We start from the raw sequence: 19757 nt of genomic DNA, 5'->3' as shown, positions 1-19757 counted from the left end.
CTTCAACCCCCACTGATGGATAGCAAGATTTATCAGATTTTGACGTAAAGGACAAGCAATGGCGTTCAGTTTTTTTACTGAGCGCCATTGTGCATTGTTACCTTTTAGTTATTATTTATTTGATCATCAATGTGCAAACGGATGAATTTTCTTTAATTAATAAATTCAAGGTGGAAGATGAACAAAAAAGACGAATGGAAAGAACCGAAAGATATTGCTCAAGAATTATTACTGTTATTAGTGGTAAAGAAAATATTGTAAGGTTTGAACGATCATTAGCTTTGTAGACTTTACTGACCTTGGAGACAAAACGATTGCAGACGTTGGTCTTCCAACTCCTGAGTATCAATTTGAATGTTTTGGTGGGATGCCTGCTCATCTCTATAAATTGCTTTAAACATGACCATACGCATATTGCGACATAGGACAAGGTGTAATTAAATAATAATCATGAGTAACCTCTTATAGTTAAAGTGAGAGGCTACTTTCATCTATTTTTCATTTAAGAAAGCGAGGAGCATCATGAAACGTTATTTCTTAATCTTTATTATCATTGTTGCAGCACTAATCATTTGGACTGCTACAAAAGGAGAAAATGACGAGCACGAACAAGTTGAAGAGGAGCCTCTTGAACAACCTCAACAAGAAGTTGAATCTTTAGAGGATGTGGCTGCCTTATGGACATTTGATGAAGGAACCGGTACGATGACCGTTGAAGCACGCTCCAATCAAGAACATCACATTCATTATGTATTTAATGAAGCGGTAGATAAACCGATCAGCGATCCCCTTTGGAGGCAAGGGATTTCTGGCCATGCTTTGCTGTTTGATGGCTACTCAACGTGGGTGTCAGCTGATGCATCGACACTGGCTTTCCGAGAAGATGCGATGACACTCGAAGCTTGGGTTGCGCCTCGTGCGTTTGAATGGGGAAATGAAGGGAAACTCTCTTCCATCCTTAGTTATCACAACAAAGAAGAAAAGAAAGGATTTCAATTAGGAGTGTTTCGTCACGGAACGTGGTCCTTCCAATTTGGAACAGGGGAAGAATGGTTTGAAGTATGGGCAGATGAGGCGTATCGTCTCCCTCGAAATGAATGGTCCCATCTTGTCGCTGTTTTTTCGAAAGAAAGAAGCGAAGTCGTCCTTTATCGTAATGGCGAACAAGCTGGGCATATCGAGATCCCTTCACATACTACCATCGCCTTGCCAGATCAAGAACTTCGTATAGGCAAAAACAATTTTCCCGCTTTCATTAGCGATACCTTCGATGCAAGTATGTTTAATGGATTAATTGATGAGGTGACCGTGTACAGAACAGCCCATGAACATCCTGAAATTGAAGAGCGATTTCATCAATCTTTTGATGGAGAAATTCCAAATCCTAGCTCAGAACTTGCCTGGGACAGAAGCAGATATGATGGGGATCGTCATCGACCCGAGTACCATTTTACACCTCCTGAGCATTGGATGAACGAACCACATGCGCCACTATACTTTAATGGTCAGTACCATTTATTTTATCAATTTAATCCAGCAGGACCTTATTGGGGCGGGATACACTGGGGTCATGCCGTTAGTGATGATCTGATTCATTGGAGAGACTTACCGATTGCCTTAGCCCCAGAAGCATACGAAGTCGATCCTGATGGTTCTTGGTCTGGAGATTCGATTATCGATGAACATGGCAATCCTGCGTTGTTCTTTACGGCAGGAAATGATAGTATGACGCCAAATCAGATGACGGGTCTAGCTAGAAGTAGGTTTTTAGATGATCACAATCATGATTTAGTTGATTGGATTAAGCATCCAGAACCCGTAACGCTTCAAGATGAACACATTCAAACAGAAAAAGGAACCGTTTGGTATGGTCAGTTTCGAGATCCGTTTGTCTTTCAATCTGGAGATAAGTGGGTTCAGCTCGTCGGTTCTGGAATCAAAGACGGCGAGGAATCCGTTGGAGGAACGGCACTCGTATACACATCAGATAATTTAATCGATTGGCAATATGAACATCCTCTTATGATCGGAGATGTCCACACCTATCCTAAAACAGGTGATGTGTGGGAGCTTCCTGTTTTCTTACCGATTGGGCACGATGATCACGGCGAAGAAAAATACGTTTTTCTCATTAATCCATGGTTTGACGGTAATAGTGAATATGCGGTGAAATATGTCTGGTATTGGATCGGCTCGTGGGATGATGAAACCTATCAGTTTATCCCTGATCAAGAGGATCCGCAGTTGCTAGATGTCGGCGAACACTTTACAGGACCAAGTGGAATGGTCGATGATAAAGGCCGAGCCATTATTTTTTCGATTACACAGGATAGAAGAACTGAAGAAAGTCGGTACAATGCCGGATGGGCTCACAATGCCGGCTTACCAATCGTCCTTTCGCTTCGTGACAATCACCGACTAGGAGTGGAACCTGTTCAGGAAGTAGAACGTTTACGGGAAGAACTTCTTTTTAACCTGGATAATCCTTCTACGATCGAAGACGTGAACCAACAAATAGCAGACCTCAGTGGAGACATGCTTGAAATTGAATTAGAAATTGAAAGAAAAGAGGCTCAAAAAGTCGGCATAAAAGTTCGTCAATCACCAGATCAACAGGAAGAAACGCTCTTGTTCTATGATTTTGACGAACAAACGATGAATGTAGACCGCGAGCGTTCTAGTCTTTCAGACAATGTAGAAAAAGGAATTCAAGGAGGTAAAGTTGAGATTGAAGATGATCTTTTACGCATCCGTATCTTTCTTGACCGCTCCATGGTTGAAGCTTATATCAATGGCGTAAACAGTTTAACGACACGCGTCTACCCATCAAGAGAAGATTCTCTCTATCTAGAGTTATTTACAGAAGGAGAATCTGAAGTGAAGAAAATGAATGTATGGAGAATGAGAAGCGCATATTAAATAAGAAGCAAAAAGGATCAGACCCAAAGCTCACAGAGCGGTGAAACTGCAGATAGCCGCGGAGTTTTAGTAGCTGTGAAGAAGTTAGGTTACCCTGCGTTAACAATCACAAACGTACCAGGTTCAACGTTATCACGTGGGGTAGATTACAAACTTCATACGTGTGGTGGACCTGAAATTGATGTTACCTCTACCAAGGCTTATACAGCGCAAATGGCTGTATTATCTTTACTTGCTGTAGATTCAGCGAAAGCACAAGAAATGAATTTAATTGCATACTACGCAGCACTTCAGAAGTTGCGATGTAGACAAGCCAAGAAAACTTGCCAAAAGTGTGAAAGTGGAATAAATAACTATAAATGATTTAATTAAGAGCGTGTCTTTTTTAAATTAAGATGTTAGATTTAAGGATATAAAAAACAGGAGTGTTAATATCTAAACTCCTGTTTTTGTTTTTATGGTAATATGGGCATTAATGGAGAGGGAAGTTCTTCATCATGATCTTGTGCTGCAGGAAGGTACTGCAAACCTGTAATGTAACTGCAAAAGAGGAGTGGAGTTCAACGGTGAGCAGTTGGCCCACTCCTTTATAATAAGGAAAAAAGTCGATTCTGTTTAGGAGATCGACTTTTTACACATATATATTTATATATATCGTTATTGACGCACATTCCATTTTTGAACTGTTTCTAACCAGTCTCTACTTCCCTCGAATCCGCTGCAATATTTGATTCCGACTCAAATCCTCGAGATAGGACTCAGGAGTAATATTCGTCCTCTCTTCATGACGGTCGTATTCGCCGTTTTTTTGTCTTCCTATTGGCTTATATCGGATATGTAGTTCTTCTACATCTTCTGAGATCTTATCTACAGAAGCTGACTGCGTCATACCCGCTATCCACGTTTCAAGATTATACGTTCCTCTTTGAATGATTTGACAGAGATCTTCAAGGGAGTCGATCAGCTCAGAGAGACAATCTAATCCGTTTCTTAACATGATCAATCCTCTATCCTTTGCTTTGTCAATGGAGTGTTCCAGCCTGTATATTTTATTCTGGTAGTGAAAATCAATGTAACAGCTGCTGCGATCGTAGTTGAAATTGAAGTTTTCAACCTTTAAGCGTTTCATAACCTTTCGAAGCCTTCTTTCACACACATCTTGCTCATTATTCGGCACCCAATTGAACATACTAGTCACCCTCTTTTGTTAGATTTGTTAATCCGTTCCCCTTGTATTACTTATTTCTACAAAATATCAAAATACCCTTTTCTAATCTTTTACATTTTTCTGGTTATTTTTGTATAATAAGGTTGAATGAGCTTGAGTGTCGACGAAGATAACTGTTGGCACCTGCCAATATTATGAGTGACGATTTTGTAAAGCATTCTACCTGGCTTTATTTAATACATAATGTTCCAAATTCTTTTGAATCCGTGGAGACGAATTTATAAATTTCATCATCAACGGGTACGTTCCTGTAATAGCAGCAGGAGCGCTTTTAAACGGGTCAAAATATTTAAAACATGTTTTAAATATTTTTATCTGAACACTAGTGTTGCACTAATTCAGTTTAACTATTAAAAACATTCAAAATCTTCAATAAGTTATTTTATGCAAAGAAAAAGTCCTTTATAATGGATAAGTCAGGTGGTAACCCGTCCAAATCCACTAATAAAGGACACATCTCATGGACAAGATTACACGAAAAACTTCATTTGGACAATGGTTTTCACCAATAAATCTTGAATTATTTGGAGAACAGGTGAAAACACTGAAATTAGATTTTTATACGAAAAAATTAACGACTGAATCATTTTTAAAATTATTGCTTTATGCCCAGTTACAAGAAGTCGAGAGTCTCCATGCGCTAAGTGATTGTCTTTTTGATGACCAACTTCAAAAGGCGATTGACCTTGATTCAATCAGTATTTCACAGCTGTCACGGCGCTTAAATGGTATGAACCCAGATCTATTTCAACGTCTATTCCTTGATTTAGTCTCACAAATTCATGTCAAAACGCACTATACAAAACTGATCATGCCTTTAAAAATCATTGATTCGAGCACATTGCCACTTAATTTAACCAACCATAGGTGGGCAAAATTCCGCAAAACAAAAGCGGGAGTGAAATTGCATGTACGCCTTGTGTTTATGGAAAAAGGGATTTCCTATCCAGAAAAAGCCATCATGACAACCGCAAAAGAACATGATCGTGGCCAGCTTGAAATCATGGTCGATGACAAAGAATGCATGTATGTGTTTGACCGTGGCTATTTAGATTACGAGCGCTTTGATCGCTACTTTTTTCTCTCTAGGCTAAGGAAAAACGCTATCGTACGGGAAGTTTATGATTTTAAGCTACCTGAGAATTCGTCTGTTTTGTCGGATCAAATGGTGTTAATTGGTACGACTCAAAACCATGCTGAAAATTACTTTCGCCTTTTAAAAGTGATAGATTCAAAAGGAAATATCCTTCATCTCATCACAAACCGTTTTGACTTAAGTGCAGAAGAAATTTCAGAGATGTATAAGTCACGATGGGCAATAGAACTGTTTTTCAAATGGATCAAGCAACATCTCAACATCAAAAAGTTCTATGGTCAAAGCGAATGGGCTATTCAAAATCAAGTGTTTATCGCACTTATTGTTTTTTGCCTGCATGTACTTGCACAGATGGAAACAAAAAGTAAGCGAAAAACATTGCAAATTAGCCGTTATTTAAAGGCTGCTTTGTGGAAACCATCGCATATCTGGCTTCGAAAGATTGAAGGGAAAGCCCTCCCTTAATACGCAATTTGTCGTCGTTGCACCAGTCTAATTGTAAATAAATTTCCAAATGGATGGAGCCATCTTTAGTTGGGTATTAATTTTTTTGGCTCTAAACAAATAAATTAATTAAACTGAAAATTATGACAATATTTATACAAGGCTAGTGTTATCTGAAGTATTATAAATTTCCTTTAACTCGCTCGTCTTGAAAGGAGAGGATTGTAATGGAATTAGTAAAGAAAACAAACAAAAAATTATTAATTGCAATGGGAATTTTATTTGCTCTTATACTTTTATTTTTTTGTTAGTTTAAATACGGATTATATCCGCACACTATCAGGTTGTACCAAACGGAGGGTGGTCGCTCTGAATATCATCAAAGACTAAATACCCAGACGAAGATTAGAAGTTTATCCTTTATATTCTAAGTTATGAAGGGATGAAGAACTATATATAATTAACAGGCGATATTCCAGCTAGATTTCTTTGTGGCAAATGATTTCGGAACTTAATGAATATCCCAGAAATATTTTTATCCAACAAGCACAAACATACTCCGAGAACCGACCGGTTACACCAGCTTATCCTGTTATAAGTGATGCAATTAAAACATTATTTGAAGAATTTGGCATAAGGGGGAAGATGTAGAGGCTTCGGCGAAGGAAGTAGTTGAGAAAATAAGTACAAGGTTAGAAGAAATAAGGTAGCCATAAGGAATTACTCTAGTTACGCAACTAGGGGATATTTTTTAGGCTTACGTGGTGCTGCGAGCTTAGAGAAAGGGTCTTTCCTCTAAAATTATAATCGATTTTAACTCCCGAATATTTTAAATGTTTACATCTAAAGATATTGAAATCTCCCCTCTAGCACTTTTGTTATATTGAAAAACAAGACAAGAATAGAACTTAAGCGTTATATTTTCTAAAAATTAATTAACAGGTAAAGGTGTTTATGGTTATAATTTTTTCCTTATTAATGAAACAGCATTGCCTAGAAATATGAAATGACGGGGTATCAAATGGTAAAAAGGTTATTCGTTCTGCCTCTAGTTATTGTTGCATTGTCTTTTATTTTTAAATCAATTGATGAAAAACCTACAGTAGTCGTTGGATAAAAAGATTTAGATTCGGAATATTGGAGGATTGTTGAAGCGGGTTTGAGAAAAGGATTTGAGGATTTGGATATAGAGGGTGAAATTATTGCTCCCACTAACTTATTATTTTTAGAGCAGGTTGATATGTTAGGGCGTGTTCTAATAGAAAATCCTGATATCTTAATAATCTACCCTATGTATCCACATTATACTATTCCTACTTTAGAACGGTTTATTGAAAAGGATATTCCTGTTTTTTTATTAGATACCTATCATCAATGGGATAATAAAACAACTTATATCGGTACGGATAATGTTGCTTTAGGTAGAAGAGCAGGTGCGCTACTCGGTTCAGAGCTGCACTAAGCTTAGAGGCTGTAGGAATCGAAATTGTTGTAGAAAAAGTAAATATATACTCTGAACCTTTGAAAATCAAAGAGGAGATTGAAAAAAATATAGAAACCCATCCTAAAGTGAAAGGGATTATCGCTACCAATGACACGCTATCATTAATTGCTTTTGAGGTGATGGAAGCGTATGGGCTGAACATGCCAATTATAGGAACAGATGGAACGAACGAAATGATTGAATTGATAGAAGAAAGAGAGCTACCTGGGACCATAGCACAGAATCCTTTTGATATGGGCTATTTAAGCGTTGAAACCGTAAAGAAAGTGATAAATGGTGAAAGTGTTGATAAACATATTGATAGTGGAGTAGACATCATCATTAAAGGCATTGCGAAACAAAGGTTAGAGTTCCAGAAAAGAATGTTGAAATGAAAGAGGCTAGTGAAAAATGTTAGTTTTCACCTTTCTCACTAGTCTCTCTTGTTAAGAGGGGTATCTTTTGTGATGACCTAGAGCTTGAATTTAACCGGTTGTAAAAAGAATTCAGTTCAAATTCTAAAAGAAAAGTAGTTCCCAAAAGGCAGTCAATAGCAGCGGGGGATTCTAAATCAGTCATTCGAAAACCGGAATAATTTGGTGATGAAAGAGTATATTTGAAAGTCGAAGGATAGATTTTATTTATACTATTAGAAAATGACTACAACAACTACAACAACTACTTCTCTAAAGATTATGTTTTCGATTTGATTAGGGAATGATCGTTCATTAGACTTAACGTATTTCAATGTTAAAGCGCATCCATGAATTTGTTCCAATTTGTACGTTACACTATTCATTGTTTATGAATTCATTCCAACTTATTGATGAAAAATCATCACGATATATTAACGTTGTTGTAAATGGATGGAGGTATAAAAGGATGCAAAGCTTGCGATGGATCTGGGGATATATTAAAAGATTCCGAGGAAAATATGCAATTGGGCTTTTACTTGCGTTGTTTGTTTCTGGTTTAAATTTGCTGAACCCTTATTTTGCGGGTCAAATTGTTGATGAGGTGATATTTGGACAGAGAGAAAGCTTGTTATGGCCATTATTGGGGTTGATGATTGGTGTCATGTTTTTCAAATCGGTGATCCGTTATGGGTATCAATTGATGTTTGAGAGTCTTTCGCAAAGTGTCATTTTCAAGATAAGAGAGCAGCTGTATAATAGGCTGCATCAGTTGGATTTCCGTTTTTATGATAAGACGAAAACGGGGGATATTATGGCTCGGATGACAGGGGATATGGAAGCGGTACGGCACTTTACCGCATGGTCAATTTATATAATCTTTGAAAATAGTACGATTCTCCTTTTTGCGATTGCATTTATGTTTTATATTCATCCTCCTTTAACGATCACGCTGTTAACGGTTACGCCGATCATTGGATTTGTTGCGTACAAATTATCCTACGATGTAAAACCGACATTTTCAGCGATTCGAGGGCAGTTTGCAAGATTAAACTCGGTTGTCCAGGAAAATATTAGTGGAAACCGGGTCGTCAAAGCGTTTTCCAAGGAAAAGTATGAGATTGATAAATTTTCTGTGGAAAATGAGGCATTTAAGGAGAAAAACCTTCAATCTGCGAAAGTATGGGAAAAGTATTTGCCGATTTTGGATTCACTTGCCGGGTTACTTATGGTTTTGATGATCTTAGTTGGTGGAATTATGGTGATTGGCGGTTCGCTTTCTTTTGGTGAGCTCGTTATCTTCAACTCCCTTATCTGGGCCTTGAACAATCCGATGAGAATGGCTGGTTGGTTGATTAATGATGTCCAAAGATTTATTGCTTCCGCCGAGAAAATTGAAGACTTGCTAAACACAGAGCCGACCATTATCAGTCCTGTTCAGTCCCAAAAAGGAAGTGATTCGCCTGGTGTAGTCGAATTTAGTCATGTAAGCTTTAGCTACGGTGAGGAGCAGGTGTTAAAAGACATTAGTTTTCGTGCAAAGCCCGGACAAACTATCGCGTTGATTGGGCCGACGGGTGCAGGTAAAACGACAGTCATCAACCTTCTTTGCAGGTATTATGATGCTGATAGTGGAGAAGTGCGAGTTGGCAAACAGAACATAAAGAAGTGGGATATTCGGAGTTTACGGGAAAACACAGCAGTAGTCATGCAGGATATTTTCCTTTTTTCAGACACGATCGCAGGAAACATTGCTTACGGAGTTCCTGATGCTTCGCTTGAGTCAATTCAAGCAGCGGCTAAGATGGCAGAGGCTCATGACTTCATCACGCAATTGCCTGAGGGCTACGACACGATTGTTGGAGAAAGAGGAGTAGGCCTTTCTGGAGGGCAAAAACAAAGGATTGCTCTAGCACAAGCGTTGCTGAAAAATCCGTCTATTCTCATTCTTGATGATACAACATCGAGTGTGGATATGGAAACGGAACTTCGTATTCAAAAGACGTTGAAAACCTTTAGTCAGGGCAAAACATGCTTCATGATTGCCCATCGAATTTCTTCAGTAAAAGAAGCCGATCTTATTCTCGTTATGAAAAAAGGCAGGGTTATTGAAAGAGGAACACATGAAAGATTGCTTGCTAACAAAGGGTACTATTATACCCTTTGTAAAAACCAATATGGAAATGTTGATGAAAAGCATAATAGTAAGGAAGTGATCGGATATGGCACGCAATAAATTTGATGTCGATGAAGAATTAGAGTCACCTTTCCGACTCGTTCATTTTAAACGATTGTTAGGTTATGTAAAGCCATACAAAAAACTAATGGCTCTGACTGTTTTCTTGATGCTCGTTGCAAGCTTGGCTAATTTAATTGGTCCATATTTGATTAAACAAGCGATTGATGTAGAGATTCCAAGTGGCAATACAGGAGGAATTGTCATGTTGGCAGGCATTTATTTAATCGCTGTCATTGTCACTGGGGTTTGTATGAAATACAGGATTCGCATTATGGCCTGGATTGGTCAGAGTGTGATCCAACATATTCGCAAGGACCTGTTTACCCACTTGCAAAAGCTTTCCTTTTCTTATTATGACAGCCGGCCTCATGGCAAGATTTTAGCTCGAGTTGTGAATTATGTTAATTCATTGAGTGATTTGCTGTCAAATGGGATTATTAATCTCATTACAGATCTTTTCAGTATTGCGGTCATTGTCGGTTTCATGCTCTACATTGATGTGCAGCTAACAATTCTGACCTTAGCTGGGCTTCCTGTTCTAGCAACCATTATATTTATTTTAAAAAATGCGCAACGAAGGGGTTGGCAGAGACTGAGCAACAAGCAATCAAACTTAAATGCGTATATTCACGAAAGCATTAATGGGATCAAAATTACGCAGTCATTTGTGAGGGAAGAAGAAAACAAGAAAATTTTTAGGGATGTCTCTGGTAGCTACCGAAGCTCATGGATGAAGGCGGTAAGAATTCAATTTCTTTTATCGCCGTCGATTGATAATATCTCTGTTCTTACCGTATCGTTTATTTATGTGGTTGGGATCGCTTCAATTGGAGATGGTGGAATGACAGCAGGAGCGTTGATTGCATTTACTGGGTACATTTGGATGTTTTGGGCACCGTTAGCGAATATTGGGAATTTCTATAATGCAATTATTACTGCAATGGCTTACTTGGAACGAATCTTTGAAACCATTGATGAAAAACCAACTGTAAAAAGTGATCCTCATGCTGCTATGCTTCCGCCCATTAAAGGGAAAGTAGAGTTTGACCAGGTGGTCTTTGGATATGAAACAGAGGAACGAATTCTCGATCACATCAATTTCAAGGTGAATCCAGGCGATACGATTGCGCTTGTTGGTGCAACCGGTTCGGGGAAAACAACGATTGTCAATTTAATTAGCCGCTTTTATGACGTGAAAAGCGGACAAATTAAAATTGACGGGACCGATATTAAAACGGTTACGCTTGCCTCTTTGAGAGAGCAAATGGGAATTATGCTTCAGGATCCATTTGTTTTTTCTGGTACGATCATGGATAACATTCGTTATGGTCGACTCGGTGCAACGGATGAAGAAGTGATTCGGACAGCTAAGGCTGTGCAAGCCCATGACTTTATCGATGGTTTAGAGGGTGGGTATTTTACAGAAGTAAATGAAAGAGGCACAAGACTTTCTTCTGGGCAAAGGCAGCTGATCTCCTTTGCTAGAGCATTACTCGCTGACCCGAAAATTTTGATTTTGGATGAAGCAACATCAAGCATCGATACGGAAACGGAGCTTGCCTTACAAAAAGGATTGGAGACGTTGCTTTCTGGAAGAACATCCTTTATTATTGCACACCGTCTTTCTACTATTAAGAACGCTACCAAAATTTTGTATATTGAAAATGGTAGAATTATTGAAAAGGGGACTCATAATGAATTAATGGAAAAGAAGGGTCATTATTGGAAACTGTCTAATTCCCAAGGTCATTCTATAGAATCCGGGTAAGTGTCCGATTTATGGAAAGAGAGAAGACTTTGACATTTTAAGAAGTTAATTGGCTATGGAAGGATAAGTCTCTACTTATTTCAGGGTGATGAATCTAATGAGCATCTGGATAGGAAAAATAAAAGGACATATGCAGATGGAGAATATATTGGAAGTATCGAGCTGTCATTTCAAAAGAGGGTCATTTACTTTTCAAAATGACCCTTCATTTTGATGGAATTACTAATTTAAATAGTAAACCTAATAAGAAAGTAGGATTCATTAGTTCAAATGTCAATGTATTGAAGACAAAGTTCAGGATGTCTTTGCCTACAAAAGAAAAAGAGAAAATACTTTGGATACAGAAAAGTTTAGTTTGATTTTGCAACTGCTTTTTTAAAGAGTTATTTTTAATAAGCTAGTAATGACAAGCAAGCCTCTCACGTTTTGAGAGGCGTATTTTTTTTTAGATCTAAGTTTAACGAAAGACAGAGTAAACTCACTCTTGAACAACACCTGACGAGTATTATTGAATAAGAATTAAATTTTCAGATAAAAAAACTGAATGAAATATCCCGTAGTGAAGGCAACAAGAACGGTCGCCATTCTAATTGCGCCATTGGATAAAAATGCAAGAGTGAGTGCAAAAATTTCCGCAATTAATTTTGCGGTTCGTATGCTGAATCCGAATCTTTCATGGATTACCTCCATTAACCGATCCTTGGGTTTACAGAAAATTTTTGCCTATAGGTAAATCGAAACTCCCATCCCTAAAATAATGGTGGCTGTCAACAACACCATAATTTGAACAATGAGGTTCTGAGGGCCAGGGAAAGAACTTAGTAAACCACTAGCTAATCGTAATTTTCTTTTTACTTAAAAAGTGAAAAAGGAGCCACCCCTTCGTTCTGGTGGCATAATTAATAACGCATTTTACCCATAACCATTTGCCTCCTAAACTAGAAAAAGATTTGTATTTAAGACTATTTCATTCTACCGACGGTTTTCTATATTGTGAAGAATGCACTTTTTTGTGCAAGGGTTACCGAACGGTTACTCTTATAAGAAACTCCCATGGCGGCGTTTTACGCCGCCACCATCTACCATGAAAAAATTCATCTCCCTCCCCTAAATAAAGTCTAACCCCTAAATCCACTGTCCATAATGATAGTAACAATACAACCAGGCTGAATGCTTTTTTGGTGGATCTTCCAAGAAGATACCCTGTATAAGAAACTGGTTGTGACAGTATTGAAGGACCATCTACTGTACGAATAGTACGTATACAAAATTTTTGCATCATTACTACTGTCATATGTATTGTTAATTTAATCTTTGAGGTGACTCTCCTATGGAAGCGATGATTGAACGGTGTGCAGGCCTAGATGTACACCAAGAAACCGTGGTAGCTTGTGTATTATTTGGACGGTTAGACAGAAAGCCAGAAAAAACGATTGAAACGTTTGAAACCACTACAACCGGTCTATTATCTCTAAGTGATTGGTTATCTGAACTTGATGTAACGGATGTGGTGATGGAAAGTACCGGGATCTACTGGAAACCAGTATGGAGAATATCCTCGAAGATACTATCGAATTGATCCTTGCCAATGCAAGACACGTTAAAAATGTTCCAGGACGCAAAACCGATGTAAAAGATGCCGAATGGCTGGCCCAACTTTTACGATGCGGTCTTATTGAAAGCACGTTTGTTCCACCAGAGGATATTCGCGATTTACGTGATCTTACTCGCTATCGAAAAAAATTAATTCATAATCGTACCTCGGAGCGAAATCGCATTCACAAAATTCTTCAGGATGCCAACATCAAGCTTACTTCGGTTCTATCAAACATTTTCGGTGTTTCAGGACGTCGTATTCTTGAGGCGACCATCAACGGTGAAAAAATCGAAACCAAGCAACTGCACGAACTGGTAGATAAGCGAACAAAAGCAAGTATTGCAGATATTGCAAGTGCCATCAATGGCCGGATGCGACGTCATCACCGTGATATGTTGAGCTACCATTGGGATCACATGTGTTATTTAGAAAAGAAGATTGAAGAATTGGAAGAACAAATTGACAATCTCCTGTCCCCATATCGTAAACAGGTAGAATTACTAGACGGTATCCCAGGTGTAAATAAGGCTGCCGCAGCCACATTTATTGCCGAGATGGGGGTGGATATGTCTGTATTTAAGTCTTCCAAACATCTTGCATCATGGGCTGGTGTCTGTCCCGGAAATCACGAAAGCGCCGGTAAAAAAAACAAGTAAATCCACACAAGGCAATAAAGCATTAAAAACGATGGCCGTCGAATGTGTCCTGGCTACTTCAAGGCAACACAATCGAATTGCATCGCATAGGAAAAGGATTACTAAGCGTCAAGGAAAAATGAAGGGACGAATTGCTTCCGCTCATTTAATTTTAACCATCGCTTACAACATTTTAAAAACAGGTGAACCCTATCAGGAACTAGGCCCAGATTACCTCAAAGAGAAAGAAAAGAACAAAGAATTAAAAATGATTGAATACTTAAAAAGGAAATGCTATACAATCGAAAACTCTCAGCAAACTGCTTAAACACTTTCATTGTAATTAAAAAAACTCTACATCATCCCCCTTCAAAAAAAATCAGGAACTGGGGGCTTATTTAATATGGCCTTCTAAACGAAAAGTTTTTCATACAAAAAGGAGCTAACTCCCTATGTCAAATACATTGAGAGAAGAACTTAAAAAGAATAGTAAATCATGAATATCATTGTGAAAAAGAACTTACCTTATCGATTATTAGTAGAAAATTGTTATTTTGTGGCATTTAGGTGTAGAAGGGCACATCGCTTCAGCGAACTCCAAAGACTATTCTCTGGAATATCTCATAAGGTATTAACAAACCAATTACGTGAACTGATAGAAGATGGAATCGTTCATAGAGAAGTGTTTCCGGAAATTCCTCCAAAAGTCGAATATTCAATGACTGAGCTTGGGATGACATTACTACCAATTGTTGAGATGGTGTATGAATGGGGAAAAAAACGAATAGATCAAATAAACAAGAAAATAATTATGTTGAATAAGAAAAATAACCAGAGCGTTTCCTTAAATAGATTGCCTATGCTGTTAGCAAAATTCTCAAAATTTCTTATTTGAATAATGACACAATGGTAAGCTTATGATCTATATATGATTTAATCAAATGATTATTTAACTAATAGATTCAATTTTTTGTTGAAGACGGAATGCTATTGTTCAAAAAACGGTTCAATAGCATTAATGTTTACATAAACAGGCTTTTTCAAGATGCTAAAAAACGACTAATGGTAACATGCTAAAGATGAAAAATATCATCATAAATGATATAATTTAAATTTAGAAAAGGTAGTAGTTGGTTTTGTAAGGGTTTTCTTTTGTGTTTTGGAGGTGTTAAATGCTTTTTTCATTACGAAATCGTTTATTTTTAATTTTTACATTATTACTAACAGTCCCGTTCATTATTTTATCTATCATTATTCCAAGTTGGTTTACATCCATTATTAAAGAACAGACTCAAGATTTAACGATAGAGATGATGGATCAATATTCACTGTACGTTGATTCAATTACTACGCAGGCAGAGGATATAGGGAAACAGGTACTAATAAATGAAACGACGCAACAATGGATCAAGTTAGAAAATGAAGCTAGCGTTACGACAGACGCTGAGCGCCTGATGATGAGAAATCGCCTAAGAGCACAATTATCTTCAATAATGATAAATAATTCAAACGGAATGTCGATAACTGTATTTCTTGACGATGGTACTGGAACTTGGGGAAATCATCCTTCACTAAAAAGTATGAAGTGGTTCAAAGATTTTTTTAAAAATGATCTACGGTGGGTGAAATCACATACAGATCCTTTTCAACAATACCAAGAAATGCGTGAAATCAATATTAATAGCTTTCTTATTCCACTGTATGATATGCAAACATTTAAATATTATGGCATTATAAAAGTTAATTTCCCATCGTCATTGCTCGAAACTGCGTTAAGTAAAATTAAACTTGGTGAAAGTGGTCGAGTTTATTTATTAGATCCTCATAGAGGGAATATATTGTCGGGAGATATTAATACGCCCAACTTTGTACTAGAACAAAGCCTAGAAAAAATATTAAATAGTCATCAAGAGAAAGGATTAATAGAAACTAACTATCTTGGCGAAGATTATCTCGTATTTTTTCATAAGTTATCAATAGGTAAGTGGATTCTATTTAGTGAAATTACCAAATCTGAATTGTTCTTAAAGATAAATCAGATACAAAAAAAATTATTTTTAATTAGTGCACTCATTTTTATCTTAACAATTATTGCTTCATTTTTACTTTCTTCCAATATCGTAAGTCCTTTAGGAAAACTCTCTAAAGCAATGAGCTTTATTGAACGAGGTGACTTTAATGGCGCGAAACGTTATATGCCGACAATAAAATCGCATAACGATGAAGTGGGGCTATTGATAAAAGTTTTTGGTCAGACGATTGATCGGTTAAGCCATTTAATAAAAACAGAGTATGAAGCAAATATCCGTAGAAAAGATGCGGAATATAAAGCCCTATTACTCCAAATCAATCCCCATTTTCTGAATAATACGCTTGAAATCATTGGAGGGTTAGCCATACAAGGAAAAAATAAAGAGGTTATGAATGTAAGCATTCATTTAGGGCGAATGATGAGGTATTCTTTGAATACAAATAGTGATGTCGTACAATTAGGTGAAGAGATCAATTATATAAGAAATTTTACTGACATTTTAAAGGTAAGATTTGAAGATTACATTGATATTGAGATTGAGGAAGATCCGGAAACGAAGTCTTTTCCAATTATAAAATTTATCATTCAGCCGCTTGTTGAAAATTCAGTTAAATATAGCTTTATCGGAAATACACATGCAGTCATAAAGATCAAAACCAAAAAGAGCGGCGATCAAATATTTATTATTGTGGAGGATAGTGGAGTCGGCATTTCGGAAGAAAGCATTTCAGACCTTAATAATACTGAAGAAAATAATGAAATACGGAATGTATTGGATAGTAAGGGGACAAGCATTGGCCTAAAAAATGTCCTGGGCCGATTAAGATTATATTATGGGCAAAATTTTTCTTATAAGATTCAATCTGAAAAGAATGTAGGAACAAGGATTACATTGTGTATAAAGGTGGAAAAGGAGGATATACACCATGAACGTATTAATCACTGATGATGAGGTCCAAATTCGAAAAGGGTTACGTATGAAAGTTGACTGGGAAAAAGAAGGTTTTCAAATTGTCGGAGAAGCTTCAAATGGACAAGAAGCCCTCGAAAAAATAAAAGTGACTGACGTCGATATCGTCATTACAGATGTCAGAATGCCTATCATGGACGGCATCGAATTTGTAAAGCGATGTAATCTTGAACATCCCCACATAAAAGTGATCGTTTTATCTGGCTATTCTGATTTTGAGTATGTAAGATCTTCACTAATCGAAGGAGTAAAGGATTATTTATTAAAGCCAGTAGCCCCGGATGAATTAGTCGATGTGTTAAGAAGGATTAAGAGAGAAGGTAAAGAAGAAAAGAAAAAGCAAATTGAATCTGAACGGATGAGCCGTGTTTTTCATAACCAGTTAGAAGAAATTCGCGAACAGTATTTACTGCATTTAGTAAAGGAAGATTGGTCAGAGCCCACGATTGCTATTGAGAGATTGTACCAGCTGCAGTTAGAAGCCTTTGCAAATGAAAACGTAGAAGTTCAGTTTGTTACGGTTGAAATGAGGACCTCAAATCGTAATCGAATGAACCTAAAGGAACTATGGTTGCCTTTTCGTATGATGTGCAGGGAATTAGCAGAAGGGTATGAAGGAACTTATTCTTTTTATGATGCAAGTTACGCTAATATCATTCACTTTATACATCGAGTAGATTTAGAACCTTTAAAACAAAATTCCAGTTTTATTCAAACAGTGCAGCGACAAGTAAAAGAATTGATAAATGTTGAAACAGTGATTGGGATCGGAAAAGTTGTTACTGGTCTGAAAGAATTTAAGTCTGGCTTTATTTCAGCGTTGCTTTCTTGGAGTCAAAGTCAGTTGGGTTCTCAATCTCAGGTTATCGATGGGACATTTAGTAAAGAGATGTTCGAATATTCACCCGATTTCGAAAAAAGGTTAATTAATGCCATTGAAAATATGAATCATGATGCATTTAAAACTAATATTTATTCTCTTTTAGGTGGAACGAATAACCAATCAATCATGACCTTCTCATTTTCTTCCAACCGAGTGTTATTTTTGTTAGGCTCTTTAGCACGAAAATATGATTTAGATACAAACGATATAAATAATACAATCTGGAATTGCCAACAGAGTATTTGGGAGCTTAATTCTCAAAACAGAGTCATTGAGCAGCTTATTCATTTAGCACAATCAATTATTGAAAGGGTAAATGAAGCTCGTTGCTCGTCAAACGGGGCGATGATCGTAGAAAATGTTCGCCGGTATTTGGAAAAGCATTATGCAAGTGAAATTTCACTTACGACATTGGCAGAACAATTTCATATCAACAGTGCTTATTTATCTGAAATTTTTAAAAACCATGTTGGACAAAATTTTAGTGACTATCTTATTAAATTGAGAATGGATAAAGCTCAACATTTTTTGAAAGATCAACAGCTTAAAATCATCGACGTTGCTCACCTTGTTGGTTTTTCAAACTCAGGTTATTTTAGTACAGTCTTTAAAAAACAGTTTGGAAAAACACCTGTTGAGTACCGTAAGTCTCTAAATTTTAGTCAATAAAAATTGACGGAAGAAGTGGGACAGTATGAAAAAGAAAATAGCATTTATTATTATTTCAATGATTCCAATTATTTTAGTGGGATATACGCTGTCTGTTTTCGAGCCATTCTATAACAAGAAAGACCATGTTGAGGGCCGCAGCAATGGTGTCGATAAAATTCAACTAACATTTTGGCGAAGTTATGGGACGCTATCAGAAAATAACGCTTATAAGGAGTTAATTTCTGCTTTTGAATTAGCTCACCCTACAATTGAAGTAAACATGGTTTTTATTCCTTACGGTGATTATGAAATGAGATTGCGAACGGCAATTGCAGTAGGAAATCCCCCAGATATTTTATCAATTGACACTCCAAATTTGGCTCTATATGCAAACTCAGGATCGCTCTTATCGATAGATGAATACATGAAAAAAGAAGGGGCTATTGAAGATATTCCAGATACGACTCTACGGGGACTGATCTATAAAGGTGAAATTTATCTTGCGCCTATAATAGAGTCTGGGCTGGCTCTGTTTTATAATATGCACCTTTTTGAAGAGGCGGGTATTCCTTATCCTTCTGAAGATCCAACTAAACCAATGACATGGGATGGGGTATTAGAGATAGCTAAAAAAGTCTATAATCCAGAAAAGGGAGTGTATGGGATTGATCCAGCACAAGGATTTGCTGACGGGGAAAGTGCCGCTTATTTTAAAATGCCACTCCTTTGGCAGTTCGGAGCGGAAGTTTTAAGTCCAGATGCATCAACAGCTGATGGCTATTTAAATTCAAAAGAAGCATTGGAGGCCCTACAATTTTATCAGGATTTATATCACAAATACCGTGTAGCTGCCGTTGAATTGCCTACAAATCCCTTTCAATCTGGAAATTTGGCAATGACTATATTAGGTTCTTGGCACTTAACAGAATTGAAAAGTTTATCTGACTTTGTATTAGGAGAGGATTTTGGGATTGCTCCCTTGCCAAAGGGGAAAAATCAAATTGTTCCAAACGGTGGTTGGGCGCTTGGAATCTCTTCAAAATCTCAATATCCTGATGAAGCCTGGGAATTCATTAAATATGTGACAAGTTTTGAAGGAGCGAAAAAGTATGTTGAAATTACAGGTGATATCCCTGCAAGATACTCAGTAGCCAAGGAATTTTCTGAACTTAGTGAGTATCCCAAAAATATATTTGTCCACCAAGCACAAAATAATTCAAAGAACCGCCCTGTAACTTCTGCATATCCTGTCGTAAGTGATGCAGTTAGGGCATTATTTGAGGATATTGGTATCGCTGGAAGAGATGTAAACGAAGCAGCCGATGCAGCGGTTGAAAAAATTGATGCAAGTCTAAGGGGGATTCAGAGACGATAAATTAGCTATAAAAGCTGACCGATA

At 37.2% G+C, this 19757-nt stretch carries 13 protein-coding genes and 3 pseudogenes; 15 read left to right on the top strand and 1 reads right to left on the bottom strand.

Annotation, left to right across the window (positions count from 1 at the left end; all coding sequences use genetic code 11):
* Nucleotides 1–89 precede the first annotated feature (89 nt).
* The 3 genes and pseudogenes from BKP45_RS21955 to BKP45_RS22890 form a co-directional block, all read left to right on the top strand.
* A complete protein-coding gene (locus BKP45_RS21955) occupies nucleotides 90–287 on the top strand; it encodes a hypothetical protein (protein WP_139193721.1) in 198 nt (65 codons plus the stop codon).
* Between the two features lie 235 nt (nucleotides 288–522).
* Nucleotides 523–2919 carry a GH32 C-terminal domain-containing protein gene (locus BKP45_RS02245; protein WP_084787537.1) on the top strand — a complete coding sequence of 799 codons (2397 nt, stop codon included), beginning with the start codon at nucleotides 523–525 and terminating at the stop codon, nucleotides 2917–2919.
* A 30-nt stretch (nucleotides 2920–2949) separates the two neighbouring features.
* Nucleotides 2950–3189, top strand: a pseudogene (locus BKP45_RS22890) (SIS domain-containing protein); the annotation flags it as partial.
* 430 nt (nucleotides 3190–3619) lie between these two features.
* Here the strand turns inward: BKP45_RS22890 and BKP45_RS22885 are convergent.
* Nucleotides 3620–3916: a hypothetical protein gene (locus BKP45_RS22885; RefSeq protein WP_245747366.1), complete on the bottom strand. Its 297-nt coding sequence runs from the start codon at nucleotides 3914–3916 to the stop codon at nucleotides 3620–3622.
* A 691-nt stretch (nucleotides 3917–4607) separates the two neighbouring features.
* Here BKP45_RS22885 and BKP45_RS02230 point away from each other — a divergent pair.
* From BKP45_RS02230 to BKP45_RS02180, 12 genes and pseudogenes are all read left to right on the top strand, one after another.
* Nucleotides 4608–5708, top strand: coding sequence for an IS4 family transposase (locus tag BKP45_RS02230; protein ID WP_071388186.1), 1101 nt, complete (start codon nucleotides 4608–4610; stop codon nucleotides 5706–5708).
* Between the two features lie 1111 nt (nucleotides 5709–6819).
* Nucleotides 6820–7149: pseudogene (locus BKP45_RS23495) on the top strand (substrate-binding domain-containing protein); the annotation flags it as partial.
* Nucleotides 7150–7166: 17 nt separating this feature from the next.
* Nucleotides 7167–7565 carry a sugar ABC transporter substrate-binding protein gene (locus BKP45_RS23490; RefSeq protein ID WP_084787531.1) on the top strand — a complete coding sequence of 133 codons (399 nt, stop codon included), beginning with the start codon at nucleotides 7167–7169 and terminating at the stop codon, nucleotides 7563–7565.
* A gap of 487 nt (nucleotides 7566–8052) precedes the next feature.
* Nucleotides 8053–9819 carry an ABC transporter ATP-binding protein gene (locus BKP45_RS02215; protein ID WP_071388183.1) on the top strand — a complete coding sequence of 589 codons (1767 nt, stop codon included), beginning with the start codon at nucleotides 8053–8055 and terminating at the stop codon, nucleotides 9817–9819.
* Complete coding sequence (locus BKP45_RS02210) at nucleotides 9806–11590, top strand: ABC transporter ATP-binding protein (RefSeq protein ID WP_071388182.1); 1785 nt, start codon at nucleotides 9806–9808, stop codon at nucleotides 11588–11590. Before BKP45_RS02215 ends, BKP45_RS02210 begins: the two co-directional genes overlap by 14 nt.
* A gap of 1330 nt (nucleotides 11591–12920) precedes the next feature.
* Complete coding sequence (locus tag BKP45_RS22875) at nucleotides 12921–13169, top strand: IS110 family transposase (RefSeq protein WP_245747365.1); 249 nt, start codon at nucleotides 12921–12923, stop codon at nucleotides 13167–13169.
* Nucleotides 13136–13843 (top strand): IS110 family RNA-guided transposase, encoded by a 708-nt coding sequence (locus tag BKP45_RS22870; protein WP_245747364.1) that lies wholly within the window; start codon nucleotides 13136–13138, stop codon nucleotides 13841–13843. The genes BKP45_RS22875 and BKP45_RS22870 overlap by 34 nt, the downstream gene beginning before the upstream one ends.
* A gap of 31 nt (nucleotides 13844–13874) precedes the next feature.
* Nucleotides 13875–14150, top strand: coding sequence for a hypothetical protein (locus tag BKP45_RS22865; protein WP_245747363.1), 276 nt, complete (start codon nucleotides 13875–13877; stop codon nucleotides 14148–14150).
* Nucleotides 14151–14274: 124 nt separating this feature from the next.
* Nucleotides 14275–14717: pseudogene (locus tag BKP45_RS02195) on the top strand (winged helix-turn-helix transcriptional regulator).
* A 277-nt stretch (nucleotides 14718–14994) separates the two neighbouring features.
* Entirely contained in the window at nucleotides 14995–16800 is a 1806-nt protein-coding gene (locus tag BKP45_RS02190) for a sensor histidine kinase (protein WP_071388180.1), read from the top strand.
* Complete coding sequence (locus BKP45_RS02185) at nucleotides 16781–18376, top strand: response regulator transcription factor (RefSeq protein WP_071388179.1); 1596 nt, start codon at nucleotides 16781–16783, stop codon at nucleotides 18374–18376. The genes BKP45_RS02190 and BKP45_RS02185 overlap by 20 nt, the downstream gene beginning before the upstream one ends.
* Before the next feature lie 25 nt (nucleotides 18377–18401).
* A complete protein-coding gene (locus tag BKP45_RS02180; protein ID WP_071388178.1) occupies nucleotides 18402–19733 on the top strand; it encodes an ABC transporter substrate-binding protein in 1332 nt (443 codons plus the stop codon).
* The last annotated feature ends 24 nt before the right edge of the window (nucleotides 19734–19757 follow it).

This window comes from Anaerobacillus alkalidiazotrophicus (assembly GCF_001866055.1).
This window is presented reverse-complemented; position numbering and strand designations above follow the sequence as displayed.